Origin of the sequence: Nonomuraea sp. NPDC049625, from assembly GCF_040675285.1 — a bacterium.
Taxonomy (GTDB): Bacteria; Actinomycetota; Actinomycetes; order Streptosporangiales; family Streptosporangiaceae; genus Nonomuraea; species Nonomuraea angiospora_A.
The window spans coordinates 581,508-592,209 of record NZ_JBFAOQ010000004.1; the positions used below are offsets into that span (position 1 = coordinate 581,508).

Annotated in this window: 7 protein-coding genes; 5 read left to right on the top strand and 2 right to left on the bottom strand. The window is 73.6% G+C overall.

The features are described from left to right. The 4 genes from AB0J87_RS21020 to AB0J87_RS21035 all read left to right on the top strand — a co-directional run bounded on the left by AB0J87_RS21020 (position 1) and on the right by AB0J87_RS21035 (position 5,580). On the top strand, positions 1-2,139 hold the full coding sequence (locus AB0J87_RS21020; RefSeq protein WP_363967427.1) for a glycoside hydrolase family 6 protein: 2,139 nt from the start codon (positions 1-3) through the stop codon (positions 2,137-2,139). Positions 2,140-2,266: 127 nt separating this feature from the next. Then, positions 2,267-3,580: an MFS transporter gene (locus AB0J87_RS21025; RefSeq protein WP_363967429.1), complete on the top strand. Its 1,314-nt coding sequence runs from the start codon at positions 2,267-2,269 to the stop codon at positions 3,578-3,580. Positions 3,581-3,589: 9 nt separating this feature from the next. Beyond that, positions 3,590-4,255 carry a response regulator transcription factor gene (locus tag AB0J87_RS21030; protein ID WP_363967431.1) on the top strand — a complete coding sequence of 222 codons (666 nt, stop codon included), beginning with the start codon at positions 3,590-3,592 and terminating at the stop codon, positions 4,253-4,255. Then, on the top strand, positions 4,252-5,580 hold the full coding sequence (locus AB0J87_RS21035) for a HAMP domain-containing sensor histidine kinase (RefSeq protein ID WP_363967433.1): 1,329 nt from the start codon (positions 4,252-4,254) through the stop codon (positions 5,578-5,580). The genes AB0J87_RS21030 and AB0J87_RS21035 overlap by 4 nt, the downstream gene beginning before the upstream one ends. Here AB0J87_RS21035 and AB0J87_RS21040 read toward each other — a convergent pair. Continuing rightward, on the bottom strand, positions 5,571-6,476 hold the full coding sequence (locus AB0J87_RS21040; protein WP_363967435.1) for a TAXI family TRAP transporter solute-binding subunit: 906 nt from the start codon (positions 6,474-6,476) through the stop codon (positions 5,571-5,573). The two genes, AB0J87_RS21035 and AB0J87_RS21040, sit on opposite strands and share 10 nt — an antisense overlap. A 34-nt stretch (positions 6,477-6,510) precedes the next feature. On the opposite strand from AB0J87_RS21040, the gene AB0J87_RS21045 reads away from it, so the two are divergent. Further along, positions 6,511-7,227 carry a Mut7-C RNAse domain-containing protein gene (locus AB0J87_RS21045; protein WP_350724970.1) on the top strand — a complete coding sequence of 239 codons (717 nt, stop codon included), beginning with the start codon at positions 6,511-6,513 and terminating at the stop codon, positions 7,225-7,227. Here the strand turns inward: AB0J87_RS21045 and AB0J87_RS21050 are convergent. Further along, positions 7,224-10,667 (bottom strand): WD40 repeat domain-containing serine/threonine-protein kinase, encoded by a 3,444-nt coding sequence (locus tag AB0J87_RS21050; RefSeq protein WP_363967437.1) that lies wholly within the window; start codon positions 10,665-10,667, stop codon positions 7,224-7,226. The genes AB0J87_RS21045 and AB0J87_RS21050 overlap by 4 nt on opposite strands. Positions 10,668-10,702: the final 35 nt, after the last annotated feature.

A 10,702-nucleotide genomic window follows, 5' to 3' on the forward strand; every position in this document is an offset into this window, starting at 1 on the left:
ATGACCTTGGAGGCGTTGAGGGACGGGGATCCGCGCCAGGTGGGGCCGTACACGCTCCTGGTTCGGCTGGGCGAGGGCGGCATGGGCGTCGTCTACCTGGGCCAGGCGCCGGACGGCACGCGGGTGGCGGTCAAGCTCATCCACGCCAGGATGGACGCGCAAGCGGACTTCAGGCGGCGCTTCGCCCGCGAGGTGGCCGCCGCCAAGCGGGTCGCCCGCTTCTGCACCGCTCCCGTCCTGGACGCCGACGTCGAGGGGGACGTGGCGTACCTGGTCACCGAGTACGTCGAGGGGCCCAGCCTGGGGGACGCCGTCCACGAGTCGGGGCCGCTGAAGGGCTCGGCGCTGGACGGCCTGGCCGCCGCGATGGCCATGGCCCTGCGCGCCATCCACGGGGCGGGGGTCGTGCACCGCGATCTCAAGCCGTCGAACGTGCTGCTCTCCCAGGTGGGGCCCAAGGTCATCGACTTCGGCATCGCGCAGCTCATGGACGCGGAGATGAGCAGCGCGATCGTGGGGACGCCGTCGTACATGTCGCCCGAGCAGGTGTCGGGCGCCACCATCGGCCCGGCCTCGGACATCTTCTCGTGGGGCTGCACGGTCGCCTACGCGGCGAGCGGCAGGCCGCCGTTCGGCTCGGGCTCGGTCCCCACGATCCTCCTGCGCATCGTCAACGAAGCCCCGGAGCTGCACGGCCTCTCGGGCCCGCTGCGCGACCTGGTGCTCGCCTCGCTGACGAAGAACCCGCGCGAACGCCCCACGGCCCAGGACCTGATGGACCACCTCAGCGTGGCGGACCCCGGCGGCGCTCCACCCCCCAGCGCGGAAACGGACACAAGCGGTACTCCGGCATCCACTGGCAGCACCGGCACGGGCACGAACGCGACCGGTCACCCGGAGCACGCCGAGGTGACGACGGCGCCGCCCGACAGCCCCTTGACTCCCAGCCCCGGGGTGGCGGGGAACCGGAGGAGGGTGCTCGCCGCGGCGGCGGCCGTCGCCGTGGCCGTGGGAGGCGCGTCCGTGGCGGTCGCCTGGCGCACCCTGGGCACCTCGTCGAGCGCCCGCACCCCCGCCCAGACGACCACCACCCAAGCCGCCCGCTCCAACAACCAGGCCAAGCCCCAGAACCCGCTCACAGCCCCAGGCAAGATCACGTTCTACTCTCCACCGGAGCCGGCCGCCACCCGCCAGGCCGAGCAGTGGAAGAAGGACCGCCCCGAGGACGCCGAGCTCATGAGCAGGCTGGCCGCGGTCCCCCATGCCATCCGCCTCAACCAGCCCGAGGCCAGGCCGGAGGTCGAAGCCACCGTCACCGCGGCCCGGCAGGAAGGCGGCGTCCCGGTGTTCCTGATCAACTCCTTGCCGGGCAGCGAGTGCCGCTCGACGACCGCCGCGGAACTGGCCTCGTACCAGGAGTGGATCAAGGGCATAGCGAGCACGATAGGCCAGGCCAAGGCGGTGGTGATCCTCGAACCGGGCGCCACGGTCAAGATCCCCGGAGTCGAGGAATGCGACCCGCGGGGCTCGGTGGAGCAGCGCTACGACGCCCTCCGCCAGGCCGTCCAGACCCTCAAGGCCAACCCGAACACGGCCGTCTACCTCGACGGCAGCCAGGATCTCTACCCGGGCACCGCGCTCATGGCCGACCGGCTGATCAAGGCCGGCATCGACCGGGCGGACGGCTTCTTCCTCAACACGGGGGCCTTCCACCCCACGGAGAGGACCGTCGCGTACGGCAAGGCGCTGTCGGCCTGCGTCAGCGTCCAGCGGGCCACGGGCGCCAAGGACTGCCCGTCGGACGGGAAGGTGGACCCGGCGACGATGCCCCACTTCGTGGTCGACACCGCCAGGAACGGCCAGGGCTCGTGGTCCCCGCCGCCGAAGAAGTACCCCGACCCGCAGACGTGGTGCAACCCGCCGGGCCGGGGCGCCGGCGACCGGCCCACGACCGACACGGGTGAGGAGCTGGTGGACGCCTACCTGTGGATCGCGCGGGCGGGCTCGTCCAGCGGCCGGTGCAGGCGCGGGGAGGGCGGGGAGAAGGACCCCGAGCGCGGCGTCGTGTCCCCGGAGGCCGGCGAGTGGTGGCCGGATCTGGCGCTGGAGAGGGCCGAGAAGGCCAACCCGCCATTGTGACGGGCCGGGGCAGGCCCGAGGTTGCGCCCATGTTAAGCGGACGTTAGATCTCGGCCACCTGCCCTTGTCCGAACATCCTTCTGCGGAGAGGCTCTGACCTGCACCTACTCCCCCCAGGAGGTTACCCGTGAGCAAGGCACGCGTGCCGTGGAAGGCAGTGATCGGCGGCTCCGTCGGCAATCTGGTCGAGTGGTACGACTGGTTCGTCTACACCAGCTTCGCCGTCTATTTCGCCGCGTCCTTCTTCCCTGAGGGCGACAACACGGCGAAGCTGCTCAACACCGCGGCCATCTTCGCCGTCGGCTTCTTCATGCGCCCGCTCGGCGGCTGGCTGCTCGGCCGCTACGCCGACAGGAAGGGCCGCAAGGCGGCTCTCACGCTCACCGTCACCCTCATGTCGGCCAGCGCCCTGCTGATCGCCATCGCCCCGACGTACGAGACGGTCGGCTACTTCGGCGCCGTCGTGCTGGTGGTGGCCCGCCTGCTGCAGGGGCTGTCGGTCGGCGGCGAGTACGCGGCCAGCGCCACGTACCTCACCGAGGCCACCCCGCGCGGCCGGCGCGGCTTCGCCTCGAGCTTCCAGTACGTCTCCATGACCGCCGGCCAGCTCGTCGGCCTCGGCCTGCAGATCATCCTGCAGAACACGATGTCCACGGAGGCCCTCAACTCCTACGGCTGGCGCATCCCGTTCGTGATCGGCGCCCTGGGCGCCGCGGTCGTGTTCTACCTGCGCCGCAACCTCCTGGAGACGGAGGCGTACGACGAGGAGGAGCGCGAGGTCGAGCACCAGGGCCGCGGCACGATCAAGCAGCTGCTCGCCCACAAGAAGGAGGCGCTGCTGGTCATCGCCCTGACCATGGGCGGCACGGTCGCTTACTACACCTACACCACGTACCTCACCAAATACCTCGCCATCACCGCCGGCCTGCCCAAGGAGACGGCCACGCTGGTGAGCTTCTGCGCGCTGTTCATCTTCATGTGCCTGCAGCCGCTGGCCGGTGGGCTGTCGGACCGGATCGGGCGGCGGCCGCTGCTGATCACGTTCGGGATCGGGTCGATGCTGGGCACGGTGCCGCTGATGACGGCGCTCGGCGGGGTCACGGGGTTCGCCGGCGGGCTCACGCTCTCGCTGATCGGCCTGATCATCGTCACCGGCTACACCTCGATCAACGCGGTGGTGAAGGCCGAGCTGTTCCCGACGAACGTGCGCGCGCTCGGCGTCGCCCTCCCCTACGCCATCGCGAACGCCCTGTTCGGCGGCACCGCCGAGTACGTGGCGCTGTGGTTCAAGAACAACAAGATCGAGTCCGGCTACTTCTGGTACGTCTCCGCCTGCGCCGCCGTGTCGCTCGTGGTCTACCTCACCATGCGCGAGACCAGGGACGCCGCCCTCTCCCGCGCCGAGCAGGCTTCGGAGGATGTGGTCGCGGCCCGCGTCTAACCTGACCGTATGCGAGTTCTCCTGGTCGAGGACGACGATCGGCTCGCGTCCGCGCTCACCACGGCCCTCGCCCGGCACGGCCATCAGGTCACCCGTGCCGGGCTGGCCGTCGACGCCCTCCGCCTGGCGGGGGGCGTCGACTTCGTCCTGCTCGACCTGGGCCTGCCCGACATGGACGGCCTCGACGTGCTGCGCCGCCTGCGCCGGGTGTCGGCGGTGCCGCTCATCGTGGTCACGGCCCGCACGGAGGAGCGCGAGGTGCTGCGCGGGCTGCGGTCCGGGGCCGACGACTACCTGGTCAAGCCGTTCCGCACGGTGGAGCTGATGGCCCGCATGGAGGCGGTGGTGCGGCGCGGCACCAGGCCGATGCCGGCCCGCGACGACGTGGTGAGCGTCGGGGACGTCCGCATCGACCTGGATTCCAGGCAGGTCACGGTGGCCGGCGAGCCGGTGACGCTGACGCGGCGGGAGTTCGACGTGCTGGCGATGCTGGCGCGCGAGCCGGGCGTGGTGCGCGGCCGGGAGGAGATCCTCGACGAGGTCTGGGGTGATCCGCTGCTGTCGGCGTCCCGCTCGCTCGACGTGCACGTGGCCAACCTGCGTTCCAAGACCGGCCGTCCGGGGCTGGTGGAGACGCTGCGCGGCACCGGCTACCGGCTGGGCTCGACGGCGTGAACTCCCGCCTGGTGGTCACGTTCACCACGCTGATCGTCTTCCTGATCGCGGCGCTGGCCGTGCCGCTGGGCCTCGCCTACGCCTCCCACCGCACGAACCGCCTGCTCCTCGACCGCCGCGCCGACGCCACCCGCTTCGCGGAGCTGGCCGACCAGGCGGCCAGGGAGGACGACCGCTCGGGGCTGATCGCCGAGATCGACCGCTACGCCGAGCTCTACGGGGCGGCGGTACGCGTACGCGACCGCGACGGCTCCGTCCTGGCCACCGCGGGCCGCTTCGACGCCGACGACCGGGAGGCCACCCGCCTGGCGCTGTCCGGCCGCACGACGGAGGAGCTGCCCACGATCAGCCCGTTCGGACCGGCCACGGTGCTGCTGGCCGAGCCCGCGGGCCGGGACGCGCAGCTGTCCGGCGTGGTGCTGCTGGAGGCCCCCACCGACCGGGCCAGGCAGGACGTGTCGCTGGTGTGGGGCGCGCTGCTGGTCGGCGCGCTGGTGGCGCTGGGCTGCTCGGCGCTGGTGGCCAGGCGGCTGGCCCGCTGGATCCTGCGGCCCGTCACCGAGCTCGACCGGACCACGCAGGCCATCGCGCAGGGCAGGCTCGACGCGCGGGCGCATCCCGGCGCCGGGCCCTCCGAGCTGCGGCGGCTGGAGGAGCGCTTCAACGCCATGGCGGACGCGGTCTCCAACGCGATGGAGCGGCAGCGGGCGTTCGTGGCGGACGCCTCCCACGAGCTGCGCACCCCGCTCACGGTGCTGGGGTTGCGGCTGGAGAACCTGGAGCCGCATCTGCGGGGTGAGGGCACGGCCGAGTTCGAGGAGGCGATGGCGGAGCTGGACCGGCTGGCGCTGCTGGTGGAGGACCTGCTGGCGCTGGCGAAGGTGGAGGCGGGCGCTGGCGTCGAGGGCAAGGAGATCCCGCTGGCGCCCCGGCTGGGGACGTGGCGGGAGGTGTACGCGGCCAAGGGCATCCACCTCATAACCGAAATTTCGGAAATGGCGGTGGTTCCCGAGGCGGCGGCCAGGGTCGCGGACATCGCGCTCGACAACGCCCAGAAGTTCGTGCCCGAAGGCGGCACCGTCACGGTCACCCTGGAGGACGGGGTGCTGCGGATCGCGGACGACGGGCCCGGGCTCGGCGAGGAGGAGCGGGCGGAGGCGCTGGGACGGTTCTGGCGGTCCGGGGCCCACGCGAACGTGGTGGGCAGCGGCCTGGGCCTGGCCATCGCCGCCGAGCTGGCCAGGGCGTGCGGGGCCACGCTGGCGCTGCTGCCCGCCGTACCGCAGGGTCTGGTCGTGGAGCTGCGCCTGAGGGCTCAGCCGTAGGCGTAGCGGTAGTAGCGGGCGGCGCCCGGGTGGAGCGGGACGACGCCGGTGCCGATGGCGTAGCGCATGTCGAGCCGCCCGCCGGGCGCCGACGGGGCCTGGAGGCGGTCGCGGGCGCCGAAGAGGGTCTCGGTGATCGAGTACGCCAGATCGTCCGGGAGCGTGGCCCGGCACATCAGGTAGCTGGGGGTGCCGATGGTCGGCACCGGCCGGCCGACGCCGTACACGCCGGCGGGCACCAGCCCGTGCTCGTAGAGCGGGCCGAACCGGCGGCGCAGGACCGTCACCAGCGGCTCCAGCGGCACGAGCTCGATGTCCTTCAGCGCGGCCAGGACCGGCGTGGGCACCCCGCCCGACCAGAAGAACGCCTCGATCCCGCCGTCGCGCAACGCCTGGACCGACTCGTCCAGGCCCAGCCTGCTGACCTCGGCGGGCTCGGCCAGGTCGGCCACGGCCAGCACGCGGGTGGCGGTCACCGCGGTGCCCGAGCCCTCCAGCCCGATGGAGACCGCCCGACCCGCCAGGTCCTTGACCGCCGCGATGCCGGAGCCCCGCCGCACCACCAGGTGGACGTAGTTCATGTACACCCTGGCCAGCGCGGAGACCGGCTGGTGGCGCACCCTGACGGCGTCGTCGGCGCTGTCGGCCAGCGCGAACGCCACGTCGGCCCGCCCGTCGGTCATCATCGTCAGGTTCTGCACACTGGCCGCGGTCTTCATCACCCGCACCGTGAGCCCGTCCTGCCGCAGCTCCCGCGCGAGCCCGTCGCCGAGTTGCTCGTAGATCCCGCCCGTCACACCTGTCGCCAGCCGCAACTCGGCCCGCCTGCCGTCGGCGGCCGAGCACCCGGTCGCCAGCGCGGCGAGCCCCAGGAAGGCGCGGCGAGATATCGGCATGAAATTACGTTATCCGGTCCACCAGAATGGACATGTGAGCGAACGGGACGCACGCCTACTCATCGCCTCAGAGCTGACGATGTTCCTGCCGGTGAGCCGGCGCCAGGAGTGGCAGCGGGTGACGCCGGACGGCACCTCGACGCTGGGTCACCACGTCGAGTCGCTCGGCATCCCGCTGACCGAGGTGGGGCCGATGGTCGCCGACGGCCGCGGGGTGCCGCCGTCGTACCAGCTCGTGGCCGGTGACGTGGTGGAGGTCCAGCCGGTGCCGCGCCCGCAGCCGCTGCCGGAGGAGCCGCGGTTCCTGCTGGACGTGCACCTGGGCACGCTGGCTCGGCGGCTGCGGCTGCTCGGCATCGACACGGCCTACCACAACGACATGGACGACCCCTCGCTGGTGGTGCAGGCCAACGAGGAGCACCGGGTGCTGCTCACGCAGGACCGCGGCCTGCTGCGCCGCCGCGCGCTGTGGCTGGGCGCGTACGTACGCGGCTCCCGCCCCGCGGACCAGCTCCGCGACCTGCTCGAACGCTTCACCCCGCCGCTGCGCCCGTGGACGCGGTGCACGGCGTGCAACGGCGAGCTGCGGCCGGTCGCCAAGCAGGAGATCGCGCCGCTGCTGGAGGCGGGCACGGAGCGCAACTACGACGCGTACGGGCGGTGCGGCGAGTGCGGCCAGGTCTACTGGCGCGGCGCGCACAGCGACCACCTGGAGGAGATCATCCGGTCGGCCCGCGCCTGGACCGCCTAGCGGCAGAGAGTGAAGGGCTCGACGCCGGGCAGGTGGCGGGCCCACTCCTGGGCGGTGAGGGCACGTCCGGCACGCCGGCAGACGGTGCCGGCCACCCGGTCCCCGTCGAGTTCGTGGGTGCGCAGAGTGCCGTCCGGCGTGACGCTGTAGACCCTCCTGCCGTCCGGTGAGAACACCAGCCGGCCGCTCCCGGCCGCCTGGAACGACTGGAGACCGTCGAAGATCATGCCCAGCGGGTGGTTGTGCGGCACGTCCCACAGGCGGACGCGGTCGCCCCTCTCGTACGCGGCCAGCGTGCGCCCGTCGGGCGACCAGGCGAGCTGCGCGACGTCGCTGTCCGGCACGGCGGGGAAGCTCGCCAGCCGGGTGGTGACGTCCCCGTCCCAGACGGTGATCCGGTCGGGGCCGGAGAACGCCACCCGCCTGCCGTCGGGGCTGACGGCGAAGGTGCCCTCGAGCTGCCCGGCGCCGGGGGCGGGCGGCCGTCCGGCGGCCGTCCGGGGGTCGATGAGCCTCGGTGTCGTGCCCGCGAGCAGCAGGCGCCCGTCCGGGCGGAAGGCCAACTGCCCCGCTCCCGGGACCGTCGCGGTCCTGGAGGTCCCGCGTTCGAGGTCGTGCAGCTCCACGGGCAGGCCGCCGCCGGTGCCCCAGGGTGAGAGCGCGAGCGTGCGGCCGTCCGGGCTGAAGGCGACCGCGTCGACCCCGTTCGCACCCTTGGTCGCGATCCGGAACTCCTGGGCCGCGGCCCCCGGGGGCACCTGGATGACGTGCACGGTGTCGTTCTCGACGAAGGCCAGGCGGCGGCCGTCGCGGCTGAACGCCATGGCCGCGCCCGTGCCCCGCCACCTGATCGGGGCCGCCAGCGGGCGTCCCGTCGCCGTGTCCCACAGGGTGAGGGCGTCGTGCTCCTTGGCCGCCAGGATCCGGGACGACGGGTCGAGCAGGACCTGGTCCTGGTCGTCGCCGCCGCCGCCGATCGACCGGTCGAACAGCATGGAGACGTCCATCGTGAAGACGGCCCCGCCGTCACTCAGCAGCCGCAGCGCCTGCCGGTCGCCGTCGAAGCGCAGGTCGAGGATGGGGGCGGGCGACTGCCGCCGCAGCACGACGTCCCCGCCGGGCCACCGGCGGATCATCAGCTCCTTGCCCCACGCCCAGGTGGCGACGAACCGGTCGCCGAACGCGAACTCGACCGCGTCCCCCGACACGTCGGTCAGCCGCACCTCGCCCCCGGGGAGGCCGTAGATCGTGATGGCGGACTCGCCGGGCGCCCGGTTCGCGGTGACCGCCAGGACCCGGCTGTCCGCGCTGAACTCCGCCTCCAGGAGATCGGCCCGGAGCGGCAGCCGCGGGGCGGCCAGGCGCCTGCCGGCGCGCAGGTCCCAGAGCTGGGCGCGGCCGGTGACGCTGCTGGCGACGACGCCGAGGCGGCCGTCCGGGCTCACCGCGTCCAGTCCTGCTCCTCCGGGGGTGGTGAGGGGCCTGCGGGTGCCGATGTCCCACCAGCGCTCGACGGCGGCCGGTCCCACGGGCACGGACAGCAGCCGTCCCGTCGCGTCGAACTCGAGCTCACCCAGCTCGCCCGCGGGCACCCCGAACCGGTCGCCGAGCGGACGGCCGGTGGCGGCGTCCCAGAGCCGTACCCCTTGGTCGTCCTGGAGGGCGAGGGTGCGCCCGCCGGGGTCGATCGCCGCCTTGCGCACGCCGGTGCCCACCCCGGCGATCTCCCGGAGCAGCCGGTGCGCCGGCACGTCCCAGATCCTGGCCAGACCGGCCTGTACGGCGACGAGCGCGCGCCCGTCCTGGCCGAGCCCGTACACGGAGCCGGAGCCGCGGTACGGATCGGTGAAGACGTCGGTCACGGGCTGGGAGAGCGAGTCGTAGAGCGCCCCGCGCGTCTCCGGCAGCGACGGGCTCAGCCGCCAGGCCGCCACGGTGAGCAGCCGCGCCAGCGGCGGCTCAGACTGCCGCAGATCGGCGGCCCGCAGGGCGAGCTCCCTGGCCAGGGCGTCGTCGCGCTGGCGCACGGTCTGCCTGCGCAGATATTCGGCCAGCCCGAGCCCGCCAAGCGCGACCGCCAGCAGCACGGCCAGGGCCGCCGCCAGCAGGCCCCGCCTCCTGGACTGCCGCCTGGTCTGCCTGGCCCCCGCGTCGAGGAACTCGCTCTCCCGCCTGGCCAGCGTGAGGTCCCTGCGCTCGGAGGCCGCCCACCGCAGCGCCCTGTCGAGGTTGGAGCCGTGCAGCAGGTCGGCGGGCTTCCTGCCGTGGCCGTCCCACTGGGCGGCCGCGTCGGCGAGGCGGCGGTGCACGGGCAGGCCCTCGCGGTTGGCGGCCACCCAGTCGCGCAGCCGGGGCCAGGCCTGGATGAGCCCCGGCCGGGCCAGCTCGAACGTGGTGCCGCTCCGGGTGAGGAGGCCCGCGGCGGCGAAGACGCCGAGCAGGGCGTCCACGGCCCCGGTGTCCGGGAGCTCGTCGCGGCCGACCGGCCGCAGCTCGTCGCCGTCGATCATCCGCAGCAGGACCTCGGGAACGCTCGCCCGCTCGGCCTCGGTCAGCTCGGCGTAGAGCTCCTCGGCGACGGCCCCGAGATCGGGCTCCGCGACGGCGCTCCTGAGCTCCCCCGCCAGCGCTCCGCCCGCGGCCAGCGCGTCCCCGTCCGGCTCGCCCAGCAGCCGCAGGAGCACCGTCTTCGCCGGCGGCCGGTCGGCGGGCGCCTGGGAGAGGGCCGCCGAGACGAGCGACCCGAGCGGTTCGGGCAGCCCGCCCGCGTCCGGGCTGAAGCTCAGCACCCGCGTGACGACCGCCACCGGATCGCCCGCCTCCACGGCGTCACTCCCCCGGGCCGCGAACAGCACCACCATCCCCCACGCCCACAGGTCCGCCGCCGCCGTCGCCGCGCGCCCCTGGAACACCTCGGGCGACATGTACTGCGGCGTCCCCATGATGGGACCGGAGGTGGTCGGCCCGACCTCGCGGGCCACCCCGAAGTCGATCACGCGTGGCCCGTCGGGGCCGAGGATGATGTTGTCCGGCTTCAGGTCCCGGTGCACGATCCCGGCCTGGTGGATGGCCGTCAGCGCGGTCGCCACCCCGACGGCCAGCCTGCGCAGCCGGTCGCCCTCGTACGGCCCCGACTCCGCGACCACCTGCCGCAGGCTGGGCCCGGGGACGAACTCGCTCACGATGTACGGGGCGGGCACGTCCACCTGCGCCTCGATCACCCTGGCCGTGCAGAACGAGGCCACCCGCCGGGCCGCCGCCGCCTCCTTGGCCAGCCTGGCCCTGGCGTCGGCGCTGTCGAACCTGGGCACCTTGACCGCGACCCGCTCGCCGTCCGGCCCGTACGCCTCGTACACCACACCCTGGCCGCCGGCGCCGAGCCGCCCGGCCAGCCAGTAGCGGCCCAGCCGGTGGGGGTCGGTGGGAGTGAGAGCAGCCATCAGTTGTGCCATTCTGATCGACGTCTCCTCCTCCA

What these genes read in the sequence shown, in the direction of transcription:
- AB0J87_RS21020 (WP_363967427.1), top strand. Translation starts at nt 1, where the DNA reads ATGACCTTGGAGGCGTTGAGGGACGGGGATCCGCGCCAGGTGGGGCCG.
- AB0J87_RS21030 (WP_363967431.1), top strand. Translation starts at nt 3,590, where the DNA reads ATGCGAGTTCTCCTGGTCGAGGACGACGATCGGCTCGCGTCCGCGCTC.
- AB0J87_RS21040 (WP_363967435.1), bottom strand. Translation starts at nt 6,476, where the DNA reads ATGCCGATATCTCGCCGCGCCTTCCTGGGGCTCGCCGCGCTGGCGACC.
- AB0J87_RS21050 (WP_363967437.1), bottom strand. Translation starts at nt 10,667, where the DNA reads ATGGCTGCTCTCACTCCCACCGACCCCCACCGGCTGGGCCGCTACTGG.